The organism is Shewanella sp. 1CM18E, from assembly GCF_023161665.1.
Classification (GTDB): Bacteria; Pseudomonadota; Gammaproteobacteria; order Enterobacterales; family Shewanellaceae; genus Shewanella.
Genome location: NZ_JALNTW010000016.1, coordinates 10,679 through 33,822 on the forward strand (window position 1 = coordinate 10,679; position 23,144 = coordinate 33,822).

General features: G+C 43.8%; 15 protein-coding genes. 10 read left to right on the forward strand and 5 right to left on the reverse strand.

Going from position 1 to position 23,144, the window contains the following annotated elements:
- Positions 1–254: 254 nt before the first annotated feature.
- The 4 genes from MSG37_RS17275 to MSG37_RS17290 all read right to left on the reverse strand — a co-directional run bounded on the left by MSG37_RS17275 (position 255) and on the right by MSG37_RS17290 (position 9,480).
- Positions 255–3,350: an efflux RND transporter permease subunit gene (locus tag MSG37_RS17275; protein ID WP_248471917.1), complete on the reverse strand. Its 3,096-nt coding sequence runs from the start codon at positions 3,348–3,350 to the stop codon at positions 255–257.
- The gene (locus MSG37_RS17280) at positions 3,347–6,640 is read right to left on the reverse strand and encodes an efflux RND transporter permease subunit (protein ID WP_248471918.1); all 3,294 of its coding nucleotides are present in this window, start codon (positions 6,638–6,640) and stop codon (positions 3,347–3,349) included. Before MSG37_RS17280 ends, MSG37_RS17275 begins: the two co-directional genes overlap by 4 nt.
- Before the next feature lie 22 nt (positions 6,641–6,662).
- Positions 6,663–7,727, reverse strand: coding sequence for an efflux RND transporter periplasmic adaptor subunit (locus tag MSG37_RS17285; protein ID WP_248471919.1), 1,065 nt, complete (start codon positions 7,725–7,727; stop codon positions 6,663–6,665).
- Positions 7,728–8,190: 463 nt separating this feature from the next.
- Complete coding sequence (locus MSG37_RS17290) at positions 8,191–9,480, reverse strand: citrate synthase (protein WP_248471920.1); 1,290 nt, start codon at positions 9,478–9,480, stop codon at positions 8,191–8,193.
- Between the two features lie 411 nt (positions 9,481–9,891).
- On the opposite strand from MSG37_RS17290, the gene sdhC reads away from it, so the two are divergent.
- The 10 genes from sdhC to MSG37_RS17340 all read left to right on the forward strand — a co-directional run bounded on the left by sdhC (position 9,892) and on the right by MSG37_RS17340 (position 21,261).
- Positions 9,892–10,287, forward strand: a complete 396-nt coding sequence (gene sdhC / locus MSG37_RS17295) for a succinate dehydrogenase cytochrome b556 subunit (protein ID WP_248471991.1) — start codon at positions 9,892–9,894, stop codon at positions 10,285–10,287.
- Entirely contained in the window at positions 10,281–10,628 is a 348-nt protein-coding gene (gene sdhD, locus MSG37_RS17300; protein WP_248471921.1) for a succinate dehydrogenase, hydrophobic membrane anchor protein, read from the forward strand. The genes sdhC and sdhD overlap by 7 nt, the downstream gene beginning before the upstream one ends.
- On the forward strand, positions 10,629–12,395 hold the full coding sequence (gene sdhA, locus MSG37_RS17305; protein ID WP_248471922.1) for a succinate dehydrogenase flavoprotein subunit: 1,767 nt from the start codon (positions 10,629–10,631) through the stop codon (positions 12,393–12,395).
- A gap of 12 nt (positions 12,396–12,407) precedes the next feature.
- The gene (locus MSG37_RS17310; RefSeq protein WP_248471923.1) at positions 12,408–13,115 is read left to right on the forward strand and encodes a succinate dehydrogenase iron-sulfur subunit; all 708 of its coding nucleotides are present in this window, start codon (positions 12,408–12,410) and stop codon (positions 13,113–13,115) included.
- A 207-nt stretch (positions 13,116–13,322) separates the two neighbouring features.
- Positions 13,323–16,142 carry a 2-oxoglutarate dehydrogenase E1 component gene (sucA, locus tag MSG37_RS17315; RefSeq protein ID WP_248471924.1) on the forward strand — a complete coding sequence of 940 codons (2,820 nt, stop codon included), beginning with the start codon at positions 13,323–13,325 and terminating at the stop codon, positions 16,140–16,142.
- Between the two features lie 33 nt (positions 16,143–16,175).
- Positions 16,176–17,372: a 2-oxoglutarate dehydrogenase complex dihydrolipoyllysine-residue succinyltransferase gene (odhB, locus tag MSG37_RS17320; protein ID WP_248471925.1), complete on the forward strand. Its 1,197-nt coding sequence runs from the start codon at positions 16,176–16,178 to the stop codon at positions 17,370–17,372.
- A gap of 78 nt (positions 17,373–17,450) precedes the next feature.
- Entirely contained in the window at positions 17,451–18,617 is a 1,167-nt protein-coding gene (gene sucC / locus MSG37_RS17325; RefSeq protein WP_028766998.1) for an ADP-forming succinate--CoA ligase subunit beta, read from the forward strand.
- Positions 18,617–19,489: a succinate--CoA ligase subunit alpha gene (sucD, locus tag MSG37_RS17330; protein ID WP_248471926.1), complete on the forward strand. Its 873-nt coding sequence runs from the start codon at positions 18,617–18,619 to the stop codon at positions 19,487–19,489. Before sucC ends, sucD begins: the two co-directional genes overlap by 1 nt.
- A 242-nt stretch (positions 19,490–19,731) precedes the next feature.
- A complete protein-coding gene (locus tag MSG37_RS17335) occupies positions 19,732–20,040 on the forward strand; it encodes a hypothetical protein (RefSeq protein ID WP_248471927.1) in 309 nt (102 codons plus the stop codon).
- A 303-nt stretch (positions 20,041–20,343) separates the two neighbouring features.
- Positions 20,344–21,261 carry an AEC family transporter gene (locus MSG37_RS17340; protein ID WP_248471928.1) on the forward strand — a complete coding sequence of 306 codons (918 nt, stop codon included), beginning with the start codon at positions 20,344–20,346 and terminating at the stop codon, positions 21,259–21,261.
- Between the two features lie 172 nt (positions 21,262–21,433).
- Here the strand turns inward: MSG37_RS17340 and MSG37_RS17345 are convergent, their stop codons facing one another.
- Positions 21,434–23,086 carry an FMN-binding glutamate synthase family protein gene (locus MSG37_RS17345; RefSeq protein WP_248471929.1) on the reverse strand — a complete coding sequence of 551 codons (1,653 nt, stop codon included), beginning with the start codon at positions 23,084–23,086 and terminating at the stop codon, positions 21,434–21,436.
- Between the last annotated feature and the right edge of the window lie 58 nt (positions 23,087–23,144).

Genomic DNA, 23,144 nt, shown 5'->3' on the forward strand with positions numbered 1-23,144 from the left:
AACGATATGGGGGCGCAGGCCCTTAATCTGTGCGGTTAAGTGAGGCTAGGATAACAAATTCTATTTTGCATATTGTCTTATTTTATAAACAGTTATTTTGCCAAACGCACAAAAGCTAGCGTTTATATGCAGCCATAGAATAAAAAAGACTAAAACCTAGTCATGGTTTTAGTCTTTTAGATTAGCCGTTAATGGCATAAGTTAATGCTATCTTTTAATGTTAGCCCCTTGTATTGGGACCCATTATTTGCAAGTTAATGCGCGCCACTCATCCAAGGCAAAACCTTTCTTGAAAACCTATCGGCTTGCCCGAGACGAATAGCACTGTTATGTCTCATTCTATAAAGCGCTTGATAACAGAGTGGCACTAAATACAAGCTGGTTACCGTTGAGAATGTCAGGCCGCCAATAATGGCAATGGCCATTGGTGAATATGAAGGGCCACCGCCACCAAGTTGGGTGTCTCCCATCGCGAGTGGCACTAAACCGAGTACAGTGGTGCCAACTGTCATCAATACAGGGCGCAATCTTGTATAACACACAGCACTAATCGCATTTGACAGCTCATCTAACGCGGGTGACATTTGGTTTATTTGGTCGACCAATACTATGCCGTTGTTTACCACTATCCCCATAAGAATCAATATGCCTATCATCGCCATAATCGACATGGGGGTGCCAGTAAATAATAAGGCCCAGAATACACCGGTTATTGAAAATAAAATCGAGGTGATAATTGCTGTTGGCAGCAAGAGTGACTCAAATAGCGCTGCCATTACGATATAGATCATCGCGATTGCTAAAATCATGTTTGTCGCCATGACGGCTTCGTCTTCATCTTGCTTTTGAAAGCCACCTCTAAGGGAGTAACCATAACCGGCAGGAAAGTTAACGCTATCCATAACCTGTGTGATTTTTTCCTGTGCCTCTTCAGTTGTTAGGCTATCGAGGTTAGCGCCAATCGACAGCGCGGTTTGCCTGTCGTAATGCCTTATGGTATCGAATCGCGGTAAGATCTCAATTTGTGCCAAGTTATCTAAGGTAAATACGCGATTATCGATACGGATCACCGGTAACTGTTTAAGTTTCTCTAGGGATAGACGCCATTGTTGCTCATAGGCCATTTCAATGCGGAGTTCACCGCTTGGATCGTGGCGAAATGAACGTAAAGGCGTACCACGTAGCGCCATAGAAATACTGGAAGCCACTTCATTTAGCTTTAAGTCCAGTCTAGCGGCCATTTGACGGTCGATGCGGATCACCACTTCTTGCTGGGCACCGTTAAGTTCTGAGCGCACATCGGTTAAACCATCAATTGCGCTGAGTAACGGCACCACTTGCTGGCTAATACGGATAAGTTCGCTGGTAGAGCGTCCGGTTAATGACACCCGCACACCATTGTTTTCACCGCCCCAGCCAAATTGCGGTTTGGCAATCGCAAATTTAGGAAAGCCTTCGCGTATGGTCTTTTTCAGTGCTTTCATATCAACTTCGGTATCGTCTTTTAAGATCAGTGTTGATTGGCCTCTGTCTGCAGAAAAGTAGCTGTATACCGAGTCAATTTGGAACTTGTCTTTATTGGCATAAAGGTAAGTTTCCATTTTGGTGATCATCGCCTCTGTAACATCAAGGCTATGTCTGCCTTCGACTTGATAATTGATATATAAACGATTATTGCCTTCGCCATCAGACTGATCTTGGCTGACCATACTCAGTGGTAGGGCTGTTGATGCCAATATCACTAGCGCCAAAACCCCAGATATACGTGGGTGAGCCAAAATCCAATTAAGGCTGGTTTGATAGCCTGTTTGTAAGCGGCTCTTTTTGGCGACGGGCTTAACTTTAAAACTCAGTTTACTGAGCATCAGCGGCAGTAGTGTTTTTGCAACCAGTAAAGAAGCGGCGAGTGAGATACAAATTGCAATTGCAACGTGCTCCAAAAAAATCGTCAATTCGACTTTAACGCCGAAAATATTCGGTAAAAAAACAATAGCAGTGGTGAGTGTTCCCGCTAGTACTGCAAGTGAAACTTTATCGACACCACGTAAAATCGCGCTGCTTTTTATTCCTTGGTTAGGAGAATATGTGGCAGTAGCGTCAGAACGGTTGTCACTATTAGCCTGCTTTTCCTGCAATACACTTTCAGTAACCACTACTGCATTATCAATCAGCATACCTACGGCCAACAATAAGCCCATCATAGATAAGATATTGAGGCTATAACCTAAAAAGTACATAGCAGCCAAAGTCATACAGATGGAAATAGGTACCGATGAAACAATAACTAAGGTCATCTTCAAATCGCGTAGGAATAGATACAAGACCACAAAAGACAGTAGTGCGCCAATTAAGCCAGCTGCAAGTAAGTCGCGAAGTGAAGAGGTCACGCCATAAGCTTGATCTTCCATGACAAACAGTTTGATACCATCAAATTGTGAGTTCTGTTTAGCTTCATCAATGACCTTCATTACTCGCTTAGAGACGTCAACTAAATTAGCGCCAGACTCTTTAAATACATCTAGACCTACCGCATAATTTTGATCTAAATGGCGCCCATCTAAACGCTCTGGTAGCGAAAAGCTGACCGTTGCGATATCGCCAAGGGTGATCCCCGGTGCCAAGACAAGTACATTGATATCATTTAAGTTTTTAAATTCGCCCTTTGGCGACACTTGGTATACCCGAGATTGCGTTTTTAATACGCCGGCATTAATAACAAAATTTTCTTGTTGTAAACGGCGATTAAGCGCTTGCACTGAAATATTACTTGCAGCCAGTTTGTCGGCATTGACACGTATTTCAATCTGCTTTTGCTCAACGCCGTAAAGGGTGACTTGCGATACACCGGCTACCCGCTCAAGAGGCTTTTTAAGCTGTTTATCGAGTAAGTCAAAGGCGCTTGATAATTCACGGTCGCTGGATATACGCAGATTGAGCACTGGCATATCAGCAGTACTGAACTGCCTGATAAACACTCGTTCTACATCTTTTGGCAGTAAATGACGCACCGCATCGACTTTTTCACGGGCTTCTAAGCTTTTAGTCGCAACGTTTTCGCCCCATTTCATTCTTAGGTCGATTTCAGCACCATTTTGCGAAGAGCTTGAACGAAGCTCTTCAATGCCCCCCATAGTAGCTAATGACTCTTCCAATATATTGGTGATATCGCGTTCAACTTCAGCGGGAGTTGAACCTTTATAAGGCACCTCAACAATGACTTGCGGAATATCGATGCCGGGAAACATTTCCAGTGGCAACAATCTGCTTGAAGCAAGACCGAATAATAGTATTGCCACAAAAAACATCGTGGTTGTGACCGGGCGTGCTAAGGCTAAGCGGGTAATATTCATGCTTGGCCTCCTTCAAGTTCTGGCTTATTAGTTGCACTGCTTTGGTTGCTACTTTTAGCAAACTGCTTCCTATCAAAGACGGCATAAAGCACAGGGATAACCACAAGAGTAAGCAGGGTAGAGAGGCATAAGCCAAAGATAACCGTTATTGCCATTGGCGCTCGAACTTCACTACCATCGCCTAGGCCAAATGCCATTGGCGATAAACCTAGCGCTGTGGTCATGGTGGTCATAATGATTGGGCGTAGGCGCGATTTAGCCGCGTTTGAGATTGCACTCAGTTTATCTTCACCGCTTTGGCGCAGTTGATTAATTCGATCAACTAGCACAATGGCGTTATTCACAACAATACCTGCGAGCATGATAAGACCAATGAACACCACCACACTTAAGTGAGTTTGAGTGATAAACAAGCCAAAAATACTGCCGCCAACAGCCATAGGAACGGCGATGAGAATAAGTAGCGGGTGCAGTAAAGATTCAAACTGACTTGCCATCACTAAATAAACTAAGAATACCGCTAATACGAGTGCAATTTGTAATGACTTAAACGAGTGCTCCATCTCCTCGTTTTGTCCGCCAAATCGAGCTTGAATCGAAGTGGGGAGAGTTTGCGCTGCCAAAATCTCACGAGCGGTTAATACAGCATCGTTTAAATCACCATAAGCGAGGTTGGCAGACACAATAGCAACGCGTTGTTGACTGATACGGTTAATTGCAGACGGACCTAATTTTAGGCTGACATCTGCTACTGCACTAAGTGATATTGGATGGCTGCTATTTGGATTAATAATCATCGAGTCGATGTCGCTTATTTGGTTGCGTTCATCAATTTCACTGCGCACCAAAATATCAATCTTGCGGTCACGAACTGTGTATTGGCTAGCAATAGTACCGCCAATACGCTGGGCAATCCGGTTCGCTACCGTTGGCGCATCCATTCCCAGAGCTGCTAAACGTTGATGGTCAAACTGAATACTTAGCTCAGGTTGGCCGTCGCGTAGACTCGTATTGATATCAGCGAAACGCTCAGAATCACCCAGTGCATCAACAAGATTGTCTGCCGTTTGTTTAAGCTGAGCTAAATCATAACCAACAAGTTCGATTTCAAGTGGTGTTTTAAAACTAAATAGTTCTGGGTGCTGCACTTTGGCTTCAAGTTCAGGAATTCGCATAGCGGTTGCACGTAACTTATTTGCTACCGCATCAAAGGCGTTATGATCGCTAAGTACGACTTGCAAACGTCCCCAATTCTCGCCGCCTCGAGAGGTGTCAGAGGTCATCAGTCCGCCGCTGCCTGCTTGGCTATAAGCGTGTTTAACGTCCTTGCGATCTTTTATCGATAGCGCCAATTTACGCAAAATGCGGTCAGTTTGGGCAACTTCGGTGCCTGGTGGCAATAATACCTCTACATAAAATTCACCTTGGTTCATCGGTGGAATGAGCTCCATGCCTAAACGGGGTACAAGTAGGGCGGCGCTTGCTGTGACCATCAAGGCTATCGCTAAAGTGAGTCCCCGAAACTTTAGCGCGGCTGCTAATAGTTTATGATATACGCCTTCAAGTTTGCTGTAGCCCCAATTAAATGCACCACTTATTGGGCGCATCACCAGACCTGCTAACCATGACAGGCTACGACCAACAATAAGCACGAGTGTTAACAGCGCACTCGGTAAGTAGCTAAATAACAATACAAAAGGAAAGGAGAATACGGTGGCGCTGTAATGCTTTAGTTTGCCTATTTTTGTTGTAGGCTTTGGCTTAGCCGCTTTTTCAAGTAACGGTGGTAGGGCTTTAAAGCCTTCGCGGGATGCCAACATTGGGATGGTGGTTAATGCCACAAGTAGCGATGCGAGTAGGGCAAAGGTAACCGTTAACGCTTGGTCTGAAAAAAGTGCGCCAGCGACACCATCGACAAATACCAGTGGCACAAACACGGCTAGGGTTGTAAGTGTTGACGCAAAAATCGCACCGGCAACTTCTTTGGTGCCAGTGAAAGCTGCCTCAAGTTTGCTCATACCCAGTGATTTACAACGATCGATATTTTCCAATACCACAATGGCATTATCGACCAAGAGTCCAACGGCTAAGGCTATGCCACCCAGTGACATAATATTGAGACTGATGTCGGCAAAATACATCATGTTGAAGGTGGCAATAACCGAAAAGGGGATTGAGATAGAAATAATTAATGTTGGAATGATATCGCGTAAAAATAGATAGATAACCAGCATAGAAAGTAGGCTACCGATTAGTGCTGCACTCGTGACCTCATTAACTGCACTTTCAATAAACTCTGACTGATCATAAATAACTTTTAGCTCGCCTTTAGGGTTGCGCTGATTGAGTTTATTGAGTTCATCAGTCACTTTACGCGCCACTGCAACCGTGTTGGCATCGCCTTCCTTATAAATAGCGAGTTCAATGGATTCTTTATCGCCTATGCGAGTAATGTCATTACGTTCTTTAAAGGCATCGGCAATGGTTGCTACTTCAAATAGGCGCACTAATGTTTGTTTATCACGGTAAACCACTATTTGTCCGAGCTCGTCGAGCGAGTTGAATTGATTTAGAGTACGAACCAAATACTCTTTGTCTCCTTGAATGACTTTACCGGCAGACAGGTTAATGTTTTCTTCGGCGATACGATTGCGAATAAGGTCCGCACTTAAATTGAGTTGGCTGAGTTTTTGTTGATTAAGTTGAATATGGACTTCTTGCTGTAAACCACCTGAAAGCCTTACTGCTGCAACACCTGATAATGATTCTAGTTGGCGTTTTAGCTCTTCCTCTGCGTAGGTTCGCATCTGCTTTAGCTCGGTTTCACTCATGCCATCAGTGACTGCACCACTCGCTTCTGGCACTGAAAGCGCTAAACGAACAATGGGGTCAAGGTTTGGGTTAAAACGCAGTAGCAAAGGCTTTTTGACATCTAGAGGTAGTTCTATGGTGTCGAGTTTTTCTCGCACATCAAGGCTTGCCATGTCCATATCTGTGCCCCATTCAAACTCAAGTACCACATCAGACATACCTGAGCGCGAAATCGAACTGATTTTTCTAAGGCCTTTTACAATGCCCGCCGCTTCTTCAATCGGCTTTGAAACCAGTTGCTCTACTTCAACGGGTGCCGCCCCTACATACTGTGTACGAATAGTAATGGTTGGGTAGCTTAAATCAGGCAGTAACTTTACCGCTAAGCGAGAAAAGCCCACCATGCCGAAAAGGATCACCGCAAACATAAACATCCACACTGTGACCGGTCGATTTACTGCTGTTTTTATAATAGACATAAGGTGCTCCGCAGTTTCTAAGCTATTTAGTTGACGCTAGATCTGTTGAATTGATCACTTCAACTAATGACAGGTCTTTAAGGTTTTGCTGACCACGGACAACGATTTGCTCGCCAGGCTGAATACCGCTAACGATTTCAACCGTATCGGCTTCACGGTACCCGAGAGACACACTGCGGCGATTAACATTGTCACCCTCGAGAACATAAAGGGCATACTCGTTATCTTGATTAATCAATGCGTTATAAGGCACTGTGATAACATTATTATGGGTGTCGTACTTTAGTTCCACGCGAGTAAACATCCCCGCTTTAAGCGTCGCATTTTGATTGGGTACAGAGAGGGTGACTTTAAAGGTACCGCTTCGTGCATCGACAATCGGGCTTATACGAAGCACTGTGGCATGGGTGGTTTCTTGGGTATGTTTGTTGGCAAAAATTTGGGCATCTTGGCCCAAGCGAAGGTGTTGTAATTGCTGCTCGGGTAAATGCACTATGCCGTATAGTTCGTCTTGATTGACCACATAAAATAGTTCATCAAACTCTTTTGCCATATTGCCCGATTTGACAAATCGCGTTGCGATAACGCCATCAATTGGTGAGCGGATCATGCTTTCTTGTACGTAAAGTGCTGCTAAATCACGTTTGGCCATGGCTGCTTGCAGGTTATATTCAAGCTTTGCCATTGAGTCGGCGCTGAAAAATTCTTTATTGCTGATTTTCTTAAGGCGATTGAGCTCTTGCTCGATGATTTCAACTTCGGCTTGCGAGCGGTCTAAATCGAATTTCTGTCTTTTAGAGTCGATAACCGCGAGTAGTTGACCTTTTTTAACTCTATCACCTTCTTCAACTTTTAATTCTTGTATCAGCCCTGCGACTCGAGTAACAACATTAGCTTCTTGTGGCGCTTCTAACGTCGCGGTTGTGCTGTAAAAAGAGGAAACATCGCCTTGGATCACCGTGGCAGTTTCAACTGGGACGGCGTATTTTTCTTCTTCTTTAGTTTGTTCTTCACTGCCACAAGCACTTAAAAGTGATACGCCCAATAATAAGGGGAGAATAATGTGTTTTTTGTTCAACGCTTCCATGTAAGCTGACCTTAATTTAATTGTTCCAATAAGCCTGATAAAGCATGATGCGTGCCACATTGTTAAGTTGTTACTTAACAATAGCTTATGTGCTTCTAAGTTTATTTCTTAAAATTAAATTAATTATTATCTAGTGAAAAAGTTTAAATGTTGGTTTTTTTAACAAAGGTTACAATTGGTTTCCTTTTAGGTGCCTAGTCTTTGGCTTATTTACAACTCAATTAAGCGCTATAAGAACTTTAGTAATGGCTTGCGGTGACTACGACTTGGGTTACACAGATGTGGAGGGTTGAAAGAAGTGATTTTTGAGCGCATTGACGTGTTACCTAACCAGAATTATTTTCATGATTAAAAATATACAAATAAAAAGCGCGGCAATAAAAAAGGCACTCAATGAGTGCCTTTCGATCAATTTATCAGTCATTTAAGTGACGAGCTTAAACTGACAGCTAAATCATATAGGTTAATCGCGCTTATCAAGCTCTACAAAATCGCGCTTAGCATCACCAGTGTATAGCTGACGAGGACGGCTGATCTTGTGACCTGGCTGATCTAGCATCTCTTTCCAGTGGGCAATCCAACCGACAGTACGCGCAAGGGCGAATAGTACAGTGAACATGCTTGTAGGAATACCGATAGCCTTCATGATGATCCCTGAGTAGAAATCAACATTTGGATAAAGCTTCTTAGAGACGAAATACTCATCTTCTAGTGCAATGCGCTCAAGTTCCATTGCTACGTCTAGAAGTGGATCGTTGACCTTAAGTTCAGCAAGCACTTCATGACATGTTTCGCGCATCACTTTCGCGCGAGGGTCGAAGTTCTTGTAAACACGGTGACCAAAGCCCATTAGACGGAAAGGATCTTCTTTGTCCTTAGCACGTGCAATAAACTCAGGAATACGATCAACAGTGCCAATCTCTTCGAGCATGTTTAGGCATGCTTCGTTAGCACCGCCGTGTGCTGGTCCCCAAAGTGATGCAATACCTGCAGCAATACATGCAAACGGGTTAGCACCTGAAGAGCCAGCTAAACGTACTGTTGATGTTGAAGCGTTTTGCTCGTGGTCCGCGTGTAGGATAAAGATACGATCCATTGCACGTTCAACGATTGGATTCACCTTATATTCTTCACAAGGTACACCAAACATCATGCTTAGGAAGTTACCGGCATAGCTAAGCTCGTTACGTGGGTAAACAAACGGTTGACCGATTGAGTACTTGTAGCACATAGCTGCGATAGTTGGCATCTTTGATACTAAGCGGTATGCAGCGATTTCACGGTGACGTTCATCGTTTACATCCAAAGAATCTTGGTAGAACGCCGAAAGCGCGCCGGTTACACCACATAGCATTGCCATTGGGTGAGCATCACGTCTGAAGCCTCTAAAGAAGGCTGCAAGTTGCTCATTTACCATGGTGTGAGTTTTTACTGTGTGCTCAAACGTGTCGTATTGAGCTTTATTTGGCAACTCTCCGTAGAGTAGCAAATAACATAAATCTAAATAGTCAGACTCTACTGCCAACTGATCGATTGGGTAACCGCGGTGAAGCAGTATGCCTTTTTCGCCGTCGATGTAGGTGATCGCTGATTCACAGGATGCGGTCGCAAGAAATCCTGGATCAAAAGTAAAGTGACCTTTGCTACCTAGCTTACTGATATCGATTACATCAAAACCTGCCGTACCTTCTTTAATAGGCAGTTCGATTGAATCGTTCCCTGGTAGTTCTAACTTGGCTATATTGTCAGCCATACCCCATTCTCCTTACTTCATTCTTATTGAGTGCGGCTTATCAAACGACAATACTTTACAGTGAATCTAGATCACATTTCAATTTAAATAAGCGTTTAAATTTGTTAGACCATGGTCTTATTTTTGCTTAAGTGCTTGTGCCAGTAGGCGCTTGGCAGATTTTTTTACCAAAAAAACAAAATTTGCATAATGTGATGTTTGTATTTGACATTTCACCCACGTATACTTGCCGCAGCTCAGAAGAGCTGCACACATTAGCGATAAGTTATCACTTGTTTACACGCTTAATTAGTGGTTGCTAAATCTGTTAAATGTTTGTTTCAAGTTTTCTTTTGTAAAAGTTCTAAACCGTGATCTGAATCACTGTTTAGAATTTAAGCAAAAGCGGTTCGTATAACAAAAATTAGCTCAATTGAGCAGAGTGAGCAGAACGTGAAAAAGCAAAGACCTGTCCATTTAGATCTGCAGACCATACGCTTCCCTGCAACAGCTATTGCGTCCATTCTTCATCGTGTATCGGGCGTCATCATGCTGTTTGCCGTTGGAATTCTTATCTGGTTGTTGAATGAATCTTTAGCATCAGCCGAGAGTTTCGCAGGCGTCCAATCTCTTTTTGATAACTTCGTCGTTAAGTTCATCATTTGGGGAATTCTTACCGCGCTGGGTTATCACTTGATAGTGGGTATTCGCCACTTAGTGATGGATGCTGGCTACTGGGAAGAACTCTCTTCTGGTGTTTCTTCGGCTAAAGTCGCTATTGCATTGGCAGTAGTGTTTTCAATTATTGCGGGGATTTGGGTATGGTAACTAACGCAGCAAGTCTTGGTCGCAGCGGTGTCCATGACTTTATTCTTATACGTGCAAGTGCCGTAGTCCTAGCCTGTTACACCATCTTTTTGGTTGGATTTATTGCATGTAGCTCTCCACTAACCTATGACGCATGGCATGGCTTATTTAGCGCATTGCCAATGAAAGTCTTTACAATACTTGCCCTTGTCGCAGTACTGGTTCATGCCTGGATTGGTATTTGGCAAGTCCTAACAGATTATGTAAAGAGTGTTTCTCTACGTGGTGTACTTCAGTTTGTTTTTGTCGTAGCAGCCTTCAGTTATTTGGCAGCAGGCATTTTGATAGTGTGGGGTGTTTAAGTGGCTATTCCAGTTCGCGAATTTGACGCGGTTGTGATCGGTGCAGGTGGCGCCGGTATGCGAGCCGCTCTACAGATCTCTAAAGAAGGTAAAAGCTGTGCGCTTTTATCTAAAGTATTCCCAACTCGTTCTCATACTGTATCTGCGCAGGGTGGTATTACTGTAGCACTGGGCAACGCCCACGAAGATCACTGGGAACAACACATGTACGATACCGTGAAAGGTTCTGATTTTATCGGTGACCAAGAAGCGATTGAGTTTATGTGTAAAACTGGCCCAGAAGCAGTTATCGAACTTGAGCATATGGGACTACCATTCTCACGTTTCGAAAACGGCAAAATCTACCAACGTCCGTTTGGTGGTCAGTCTAAAAACTTTGGTGGTGAGCAAGCTGCTCGTACAGCGGCAGCTGCCGACCGTACTGGTCACGCATTACTGCACTGCCTGTATCAACAAAACGTTAAACATAAGACTGAAGTCTTCTCTGAGTGGTATGCACTTGATTTAGTCAAAAATGAAGACGGTGTGATTGTTGGTTGTACTGCAATTGAAATTGAAACCGGTGAAATTGTTTACTTCAAAGCTAAAGCGACAATTCTAGCGACGGGTGGTGCAGGGCGTATTTACGCTTCTACCACAAACGCACATATTAACACTGGTGATGGTGTGGGTATGGCGATGCGCGCTGGCGTGCAGATGCAAGACATGGAAATGTGGCAGTTCCACCCAACGGGTATTGCTGGCGCTGGTGTACTTGTAACTGAAGGTTGTCGTGGTGAAGGTGGATACCTACTAAACAAAGACGGCGAGCGCTTTATGGAGCGTTACGCACCTAACGCAAAAGATTTGGCATCACGTGACGTAGTCGCACGTTCAATGATGACAGAAATCCGCGAAGGACGTGGTCTTGATGGTCCATTAGGCCCGCACTGTTTGCTTAAGCTTGATCACTTAGGTAAAGAAACTCTTGAAGCTCGTCTTCCTGGTGTTTGTGAACTATCACGTACATTCGCACATATTGATCCAGCAGACGGTCCAATCCCAGTATTGCCGACTTGTCATTACATGATGGGTGGCTTGCCAGCTAAAGTAAGTGGTCAAGTTATTCGCCAAAATAGCGATGGCACAGAAGAAGATGTAACGGGTCTATTTGCGGTTGGTGAAATTGCGTGCGTATCGGTACACGGAGCTAACCGATTGGGTGGTAACTCATTGTTAGATCTTGTAGTATTTGGACGTGCAGCAGGTCAACATTTAGGTAAGGCACTAGATGCGACTCCGATTGCAAAAGACGCAACAGAAGCTGAAATTAACGCATCACTTGCTCGCCTAAATCGCTGGGAAAGCAATAAAGACGGTGAAGATCCAACGGTTATCCGTAAAGATCTACAGCTTTGTATGCAGCTTAACTTCTCAGTATTTAGAAGTGGTGATGCAATGGCTGAAGGCCTTAAAGAGCTTAAAGCGATTCGTGAGCGTTTAGCCAATGCCAAGCTTTCTGACAACTCAACTGAATTTAATACTCAACGTATTGAATGTTTAGAGTTAGATAACTTGATGGCCACTGCGATTGCGACGGCTACAGCGGCGAACTTCCGTACTGAAAGTCGCGGCGCACACTCTCGTGAAGATTACTTAGATCGAGATGATGATAACTGGTTATGTCACAGTATTTATGACCCAGTAACCGAGCTTATGACTAAGCGTGATGTCAACATGGAGCCAAAACTTCGTGATGCATTCCCGCCAATTAAGCGTACCTACTAAGGAGAAGGCCCGATGAAATTGGAATTTGCAGTTTATCGCTACAATCCTGATGTAGACACTAAGCCATACATGAAGGATTACAGCGTAGAAGTTCAAGAAGGTACCGACATGATGGTCCTTGATGCACTTTTAAAGCTAAAAGAACAAGATCCGACACTGGCGTTTAGACGTTCATGCCGTGAAGGTGTATGTGGTAGTGACGGTATCAACATGAACGGTAAAAACGGCCTAGCGTGTATCACGCCTGTTTCTACCTTCAAGGGTAAAAAGATTGAAATCCGTCCATTGCCAGGTATGCCAGTAGTACGTGATTTGATTGTTGATTTGACTCAGTTCTACACCCAGTATGAAAAGATTAAGCCTTTCTTGATTAACGATGAGAAAACGCCTGCGCGTGAACATCTGCAATCTCCTGAAGAGCGCGAGCATTTAGATGGACTTTATGAGTGCATCATGTGTGCATGTTGTTCTACGGCTTGTCCTTCGTTCTGGTGGAACCCTGATAAGTTCATTGGACCAAGTGGCCTATTGCACGCTTATCGTTTCTTGATTGATAGCCGTGATACGGCAACTGAGGAGCGTTTATCAGGTCTTGATGATGCGTACAGCGTATTCCGCTGCCACGGCATCATGAACTGTGTTGATGTTTGTCCTAAAGGGCTTAATCCAACTAAAGCAATTGGACATATTAAGTCTATGTTGCTGCAGAGAGCCGTTTAAATGCAGTACCAAGAGCCGATATTGATATAGCTCTATATGAGTCACTTTCCTATGTGGAGAGTGACTCTTTTTGTGTCAAGGAAGACAAATATAAATAAGATCTGGAACTCTAGGGGCTACAGAGATTACAGAGAGTTAGAGTTTATTCTTACTGTCTGTATTTATGACTTTGGCTAAGCACGTGTATACAGTTTGAAAGGAATAGAAATGCACCAAGGCATCATGAAAGCCTGGCTCGAATCGTCACACCTTAATGGCGCGAATTCGACCTATGTAGAAGAGATGTATGAAGCCTATCAAGTCGATCCGCAGTCAGTAACTGAAGACTGGCGTGTCGTGTTTGATAACCTCCCTCTAGTTAATGGTACATCGAAAGATATACCTGAAGCTGCCCACTCTAAAGTACGTGACTATTTTCGTAGTCTTGCATTAGAAGGACGTCAAAAAGGCTCACCTAAGGTGACCGACCATGAAGTCGATGCAAAACAAGTTAAAGTCCTACAGTTAATTAACGCGCACCGTTTCCGTGGTCATCAGAATGCCAACTTAGATCCGCTTGATATTTGGAAGCGTGACAAGGTATCTGAGTTAGACCCAGCATTTCATGGCTTAGATAGCGATGATATGCAGCGCCAGTTTAATACGGGCTCGTTTGCTCATGGTGGCGAAACCATGAAGCTTGAAGATCTCGTTAAAGCACTGAAAACGACCTATTGTGGTTCTATCGGTGCTGAGTATATGCATATTACTGACACTGATGAGAAACGTTGGATCCAACAACGTTTAGAACCATCTCTTGGTGCTGCAAATTACTCTAAATCCGACAAAACCCGCATTCTTGAAGGCCTTAACGCTGCAGAAGGTATGGAAAAATACCTAGGCGCTAAGTTCCCTGGTGCAAAACGCTTCTCATTAGAAGGCGGTGATGCGCTAGTACCTATGATGCGTGAAATCATCTACCGCGCAGGTGATGCAGGTACCAAAGAAGTGGTTATTGGTATGGCGCACCGCGGTCGTTTGAATGTGCTGGTTAACATTCTAGGTAAAAAACCATCAGAACTATTTGATGAATTTGCCGGGAAGCACAGTGAATTAAACGGTAGTGGTGATGTTAAATATCACCAAGGTTTCTCATCAGATTTTGAAACTCCAGGTGGCAATGTCCACCTAGCGCTTGCCTTTAACCCATCTCACCTTGAGATTGTTAATCCCGTGGTTATCGGTTCTGTACGCGCACGACTAGATCGCCGCGGTTGTAAGACCGGCCAACAAGTGATGCCAATTACCATTCACGGTGACTCGGCAATTACCGGTCAGGGCATTGTGCAAGAAACCTTTAACATGTCTCAAACACGTGGCTTTAAGGTTGGCGGCAGTATCCGCATCGTAGTCAACAATCAAGTTGGTTTTACCACTAACTTAACTGAAGATGTGCGTTCAACTGAGTACTGTACAGATATCGCGAAAATGGTGCAGGCACCGATTTTCCACGTTAATGCCGATGATCCAGAAGCGGTTGCTTTTGTGTCACAGCTTGCAGTTGATTACCGTAACGAGTTTAAGCGCGATGTGGTGATTGATTTAGTTTGTTATCGCCGCCATGGTCATAACGAAGCCGATGAGCCAAGCGCAACACAGCCTTTGATGTACGCAAAAATCAAAAAGCACCCAACACCAAGAAAGATCTATGCAGACCGCCTAATTGCTGAAAGCACTTTAGGAAGCGATGACGTGACCTCTATGGTTAACGATTATCGAGATGCATTAGATGGTGGTGATTGTGTGGTTAAAGAGTGGCGCCCAATGACGCTGCACTCAGTTGATTGGAGCCCATACATCGGCGCAGAGTGGGATGATGCTTACGATGCTCAGATGTCGATTGATCGCATTAAAAACCTTGCTGATAAAATCAGTTATGTACCAGAAAGCCATAAACTGCAGTCACGCGTTGCCAAGATTTATAAAGATCGTTTAGCCATGGCCTCTGGCGAAAAGCTACTTGATTGGGGCTTTGCTGAAACATTAGCTTATGCATCGATTCTTGAAGATAACAAGCGTATTCGTATTACAGGTCAAGACTCGGGGCGCGGTACTTTCTTCCACCGTCATGCTGTATTGCACAATCAAAACGATGCAACGGCGTATATGCCGCTGCGTAATATCGCTGATGAGCAAGGGCCGATTGATATTACTGACTCAGTATTATCTGAAGCATCAGTATTGGCATTTGAATATGGTTACGCAACAGCTGAACCTTTAGGCCTTACCTTATGGGAAGCACAGTTTGGTGATTTTGCTAACTGTGCTCAGGTGGTAATTGATCAGTTCTTATCATCAGGTGAGCAAAAGTGGGGACGTCTATGTGGTCTTACAATGCTATTACCTCATGGTTATGAAGGTCAGGGACCTGAACACTCAAGCGCCCGTCTAGAACGTTTCTTGCAGCTTTGCGCTAACCACAATATGCAAGTTTGTGTGCCATCGACACCTGCACAGGTTTATCACATGTTGCGTCGTCAGGTGGTACGTCCTATGCGTCGTCCATTGGTGGTTATGTCACCTAAGTCATTACTGCGTCATCCACTTGCCGTTTCAAGTATGGAAGAACTTGCTGAAGGTTCATTCCAGAACATTATCGGCGAGATTGATGAATTAAATGCAAGTAAAGTCGATAGAGTCGTATTTTGTAGCGGAAAGGTTTACTTTGAGCTGCTTGAGCGTCGTCGCAAAGAAGGCTTAGAGAATGTGGCACTAATTCGTGTAGAGCAGTTATATCCGTTCCCACATGAAGAAGCGGCAGCCGCCCTTGCTGAATATAGCCACGTTAAAGATTTCGTTTGGTGTCAAGAAGAGCCACAAAACCAAGGTGCTTGGTATTGTAGTCAACACCATTTCTGGAGCGTCATTCCTGCAGGAGCTCAATTGAGCTACGCCGGTCGTGAAGCCTCAGCTGCGCCAGCATGTGGTTACCCTGCATTGCACGCTCAGCAACAAGAATCATTAATCAACAGTGCATTAAAGCTGTAGTAATAGAACATTATATAAGAAGGATCGTAATCCATGAGTATCGAAATTAAGGTACCCGTACTGCCAGAATCTGTTGCTGATGCAACTATTGCGACTTGGCATGTTCAAGCTGGCGAGCAAGTTTCTCGTGATCAAATCCTTGTTGATATTGAAACTGATAAAGTGGTTTTAGAAGTTGTTGCACCAGAAGATGGTCAAATTTCTGAATTTCTAGCCGAAGAAGGTGACACTGTTCTTGGTGAAGCCGTTATCGCAAGTTTTGTTGCGGGCGCAGTAGCAGGGCAAGAAGTGACTAAAGCACAAGCTGAAGCTTCAGCTCCAGTTGCCGAAGTAACAGATGAGTCTAATGATGCGCTAAGCCCATCAGTACGTCGTTTGATAGCAGAGCATAATGTTGATGCCAATGCCGTTAAAGGTACGGGTGTTGGTGGACGTATTACTAAAGAAGATGTTGAAGCGTTTGTGAAGAACAAGCCTGCAGCATCAGCGCCTGCGGCAACGGCTCCAGCAGCGGTTGCACCACTTGCAGAGCGCAGCGAAAAGCGTGTTCCTATGACACGCCTTCGTAAAACGATTGCTAATCGTCTGCTTGAAGCGAAAAACTCAACGGCCATGTTAACGACGTTTAACGAAGTGAACATGAAGCCGATTATGGATATTCGTAAGCAGTATCAAGAGATTTTCGAAAAGCGCCACGGCATTCGCTTAGGTTTCATGTCTTTCTATGTGAAAGCAGTAACTGAAGCGCTTAAGCGTTTCCCAGAAGTGAACGCATCAATTGATGGTGACGACATTGTTTACCACAACTACTTTGATGTGAGCATCGCTGTATCAACTCCTCGTGGCCTTGTAACACCAGTTCTCCGCGATACAGACAAGATGAGCCTTGCTGACATCGAACGTAACGTTCGTGAACTTGCGATTAAAGGTCGTGACGGCAAGCTTACCGTTGATGATATGACTGGCGGTAACTTCACTGTGACTAACGGTGGTGTGTTTGGCTCGCTAATGTCGACGCCAATTTTGAATTTGCCACAGAGCGCAATCTTAGGCATGCATGCCATTAAAGATCGCCCAATGGCAGTAAATGGTCAGGTTGAAATCCTGCCTATGATGTACCTAGCGCTTTCTTACGATCACCGTATTGTAGATGGTCGTGAATCAGTTGGTTACTTGGTAGCTATTAAAGACTTCCTAGAAGATCCAACTCGTTTGTTACTTGACCTTTAGGCCAAGAACAAACAATACCCTCGTGCAGGCCCGTTTGGGCCTGTTGAAATACACAAGAAGTATAATGGATAGATCATCATGAATTTGCATGAATATCAGGCAAAATCTCTATTTGCCGAATATGGTTTACCAGTGTCAGAAGGTTTTGCATGTGATACTGCCCAAGAAGCAGTAGAAGCAGCGGGCCATATTGGCGGTGATATGTGGGTTGTTAAGTGTCAAGTACACGCTGGCGGCCGTGGTAAAGCAGGTGGCGTTAAAGTCACTGGAGATAAAGAAGAGATCCGCGCATTCGCTGAACATTGGTTAGGTAAGAACCTTGTGACTTACCAAACTGACGAGAAAGGTCAGCCAGTTGCTAAAATCTTAGTAGAAAGCTGCACTGACATTGCAAATGAATTATACCTAGGTGCAGTTGTAGACCGTGCGACACGTCGCGTTGTGTTTATGGCATCTACTGAAGGTGGTGTGGAAATTGAAACTGTGGCTGAAGAAACGCCAGAGCTAATCCACAAAGCGATTATTGACCCACTAACAGGTCCACAACCATACCAGGCTCGTGATCTTGGCTTTAAGTTAGGTTTAAACCCAACTCAAATGAAGCAGTTCACTAAAGTCTTTATGGGCTTAGCGAAAATGTTTGAAGATCACGATTTCGCACTACTTGAAATCAACCCGCTTGTTATCACTGACGAAGGCAACATTCACTGTCTTGATGGCAAGATTGGTATCGATGGTAATGCGCTATTCCGTCAACCAAAAATCCGTGAAATGCACGATCCATCACAAGATGATGCACGTGAAGCACATGCGGCTAAGTTCGAGCTTAACTATGTTGCACTAGACGGAAACGTTGGCTGCATGGTTAACGGTGCTGGCCTAGCAATGGGTACGATGGATATCGTAAACCTACATGGTGGCAAGCCTGCTAACTTCCTAGACGTTGGTGGTGGAGCAACTAAAGAACGTGTTGCTGAAGCATTTAAGATCATCCTATCTGACGATAACGTTAAAGCGGTTCTAGTGAACATCTTTGGTGGTATCGTACGTTGTGACATGATTGCTGAAGGCATCATAGGCGCAGTTAAAGAAGTGGGTGTTGAAGTGCCTGTAGTTGTGCGTCTTGAAGGTACTAACGCTGACCTAGGTCGCGATGTATTGGCAAGCTCAGGTCTTGACATTATTGCTGCAGAGTCGCTAACTGACGCTGCTGTTAAAGTTGTAGCTGCTGCGGAGGGCAAATAATGTCTGTATTAATTAACAAAGATACTAAAGTTATCTGTCAAGGTTTCACCGGCGGTCAAGGTACTTTCCACTCTGAGCAAGCAATTGCTTATGGTACTCAGATGGTTGGTGGTGTATCTCCAGGAAAAGGTGGTCAAACTCACCTTGGTCTGCCAGTGTTTAACACTGTTAAAGATGCGGTAGAAGTAACAGGTGCAACTGCATCAGTTATCTACGTACCAGCACCTTTCTGTAAAGATGCAATTCTAGAAGCAATCGACGGTGGCATTGAGCTAATCGTTTGTATTACGGAAGGGATCCCAACGTTAGATATGCTTCAAGTTAAAGTTAAGCTTGAAGAAACTGGCGTACGCATGATTGGTCCAAACTGCCCAGGAGTTATCACTCCGGGTGAGTGTAAGATTGGTATTATGCCTGGCCACATCCACAAGCCTGGTAAAGTGGGTATTGTTTCTCGCTCTGGTACATTAACGTACGAAGCGGTTAAGCAAACAACTGACGAAGGTTTCGGGCAGTCTACTTGTGTTGGTATTGGTGGTGATCCAATTCCAGGTACTAACTTCATCGATGTATTGGAAATGTTCCAAAACGATCCACTAACAGAAGCAATCGTAATGATTGGTGAGATTGGTGGTACTGCTGAAGAAGAAGCGGCTGAATACATCAAGGCTAACGTTACTAAGCCTGTTGTTTCATACATTGCTGGTGTTACTGCACCTGAAGGCAAACGTATGGGCCATGCTGGCGCAATTATCGCTGGTGGTAAAGGTACTGCAGAAGATAAGTTTGCGGCTCTTGAAGCCGCTGGCGTAACGACTGTACGTTCACTTGCTGACATCGGTAAGGCACTACGCACTAAAACAGGTTGGTAATAAATCAATCTAGTTGAAAAGGCGCCTTGAGCGCCTTTTTTATTGCTTGCTAAATACTTTTTAAGTACATCTCTGAGTGTAAAAATGAAGATTTTGCAGGTTATTTTTAGAGTTTAATTTCACACATATTCCACTAACTAGAACGAATGGCGATAAATGCGGCTTATTTAAGCGAAATAATGGCGTAGTCTTAGCAATCTGTTATACCTAATTTATCTATAGGGAACTTGTAGGTAACTTTTATGTCCATGGTTAGTGCGAAAGAGTTTTCAGATTGGTTGCGATTGCGGTTTGGTGATATGAAAGAGGGCGTAGCGCTCACACGTAAAGATATCAACCAGTTAACAGGACGTCAGAATTTCTCTTCAGACTTTGTAAACGATATTCATTTTGAGTTGATGCGCCATAACTTGGCTTTTGTCACCGATACCTCTCGTGAGCATTTTTATTTGGTGCCGATTAACAAACAGTGCTGGCGTGACCGTCTTGAGCAGCAGTTTGAAAAGGAGATCTTCTGTAATATTATTCCGCTAAATATTTCTAGCAAATAATGAGCTGAGCGCCTAAAACTGTTATCGCTTTTATTAATTAACAAGGTGTAAGTTGTTTCAAGTCTATATGTTCGTTGTTAGCTGTTATATTGGCTCGCTTCATAGAGGGGAGTAGCTTAAATTTAAAAACAGCGTTACTGCTTTTTAAAATCCATCGGCTTCAGCATTATAGTTCCGCTTTCAAAATACTTATTTTATCGAAGCGATGAAGCTAACATCTCTATAACCGATTCTGTTATCATCTTCTAGCTAATAATTTCTAATAAATCATTGCTTTAATCGCAAGCTTGAAGGTTTAACGCTATGTCTACGCTGTCCATTATTTTCCCGCTTCTATTTATGGCCAGCTTAGGTTACTTTCTCACTGCTAAAGGTCCTTTTAACAAAGCACAGATCAGTGGCATCAGCTTGTTTACTTTCTACTTATCGATTCCGGCTTTTTTGTTCCTTAACATGTATAAAGCAGATCTAGCCAAGAGCTTTGTGGTTGATCATTTTCTCGCTTTTTACTTACCAGTATTGATGATTTTTGCTGTTGGATCAGTTTTGTACAGTTGTCTAAAGAGCGGAGGTTTACCAGCAAGTAGCGCTGTATATGGCTTGTCGTGTAGCTATTCGAATACCATTTTAGTCGGCTTGCCGTTAATTGTTGGTGCGCTCGGTGAACAGGTAATGGGCAATGTTTTCGCGATTATTACTTTCCATAGTGCAATGCTGTTTTCGCTGACATTTTTAATCAGTGCTAGGCAGTCGAGTCGCACAGAGCTAAAACTCTTTATAAAAGGCATAATTTTTAATCCTATCGTTTTGAGTATATCGGCTGGATTATTACTGAATTTGTTAGATGTACCTTTAGAAAAAAATCTATTCAACGGCTTAACTTTACTTAGCCAACCAGCTTTGGCTTGTGCACTATTTGTACTTGGAGCTAACCTAAGTTTTTATAAAGTCGCAAAAGATTGGCAACTTGCGTTAACCGCGACATTGATAAAACTACTTTTATTACCCATGTGTGTTTACCTTACTGGTCATTACCTTTTTGATCTACCTGCTGTTGAGCTCACTATTTTGGTGTTATTAAGTGCATCACCGTTAGGAGTCAATGCTTATCTGATTGCTATGCAGGTAAAGGCACTTGAATCTGCTGTTGCCAGTACAGTAGTGCTATCGACAGTACTGTCAGTGATTACAATGAGTATATGGCTTGCTGTATTACTTTAGAATGTTTTCAACGAGTGGGCGAGAGGTTTACTCGTAGACGGTAAGTAGGAGTTTTAGTCGGTTTATGCAGAGTAGCACTTAGGGTAACGATAGCGTTAGAGCACAATTAGGCCGTTGCTGTAATTAAAATGTACTCTAAAGCTAGTTAAAGATTCATGACTAAGGGCGATTTTTAGCCTTGCTTACGGGGCCTTGATAGCTCCGCTGGCGATAAGATATAAACATCTTCAGAATAAAAGTCTTCTGCTTGCGCCATATTCCACCATTCATTCCATGGCCCTGCTAATGATTCGCCATTAACGAGATCATTACTTTGTAATGGCTCAATCAGGCTACCAACAGACATGAGCAGACCGTAAGGCGTACGACGTTTAAGCATATGTGGTTGCAGTTTATCTGGCGAGTCTAAGCCCATACTGCCAACTAATTCAAAGAAACTCTTAAGGGTATTTTGATGATAGTTTTTTACCCGTTCACTCTTGTCGATAACGTTTATAGCTTTACTGCGAGCAGGATCTTGTGTGGCTATACCTGTAGGGCAAAGGTTGGTATTACAGTGGCGTGATTGAATACAACCAAGAGATAGCATCATGGTACGGGCGGCATTGACGGTATCTGCGCCCATTGCGATTTTGGCCAGCAGATCAAAACTTGATGCCGTTTTACCTGAAGCGATAATTTTTATGTTATCGCGAAGCCCTGCGCCAGTTAGCGCATTATGGACAAAATAAACTGCTTCAAGGCACATCATACCGAGGCGATTAGTAAATTCAACCGGAGCCGCGCCTGTGCCACCCTCTGCGCCATCAACGGTGATAAAGTCTGGAGTGATACCTGTTTCAATCATGGCTTTGCATAATCCTAGAAATTCGACGGGATTACCTAGACACAACTTAAAACCTACCGGCTTGCCATCACTAAGTTCTCTAAGGCGGGTGACAAAGTTAAGTAGATCTTTTGGTGTGGTACATTCAGGATTAACCGCAGGTGAGACACAATCTCTATCTTTAGGGATATGGCGAATCGCAGCAATTTCATCAGTAATTTTGGCTGCTGGTAATACGCCTCCATGTCCTGGCTTTGCACCTTGGGAGAGCTTAATTTCAATCATTTTGATTTGCGGCTGTGTCGCCATCGCTCTAAAACTATCAGGATTAAAGTTACCTGCGTCATCCCGGCAACCAAATAAACCAGAGCCAATTTGCCAAACGATGTCACCTTGGTGCTTTAAATGATAAGGGCTTACTCCGCCTTCACCAGTGTTGTGATAGCAGCCAGCTTTCAGTGCGCCTAAATTCAGTGATTCAATGGCATTAGCGCTGAGTGAGCCAAAACTCATCGCTGATATATTAAAGTAACAGGCTTGATAGGGCTGCTTACAATCTGGACCACCAATCTTGATGCGCTTGGCGGTATCGTGGACTTCTTTAGGATGAAGTGATTGCCACAGGCTGAGGTAGTTATCTTCTAGTAAGTTTCTTTGGGTTCCAAAGGCGATGGTATCTCTTACATTCTTGGAACGTTGGTATACCAGTGAGCGTTGTTCGCGATTAAATGGGGTTTCTTCAGTATCGTTGGCAATAAAGTACTGCTGGATCTCAACTCGGTAGGACTCTAGGAAATAACGCAGGTAGGCTACAACGGGATAAAGGCGATTGAGTGTATGCGGGCTATGATGGATATCGTAATAGCCAACAACAGTATAAATGAGTGAACACACAAGGAGTAAGCTTGCAAATAAGCCTGATGCATTGAGCATATAGTTAATAGCAAGCAGATTTCCTAAGGTCGCAATGACCCAATAGACCTTTTGCATTATTGTCATAAAGCATTCCTTTGTAGCTGACTATAATTGGTATCGCTTTATTGAACGCGATTAAGCA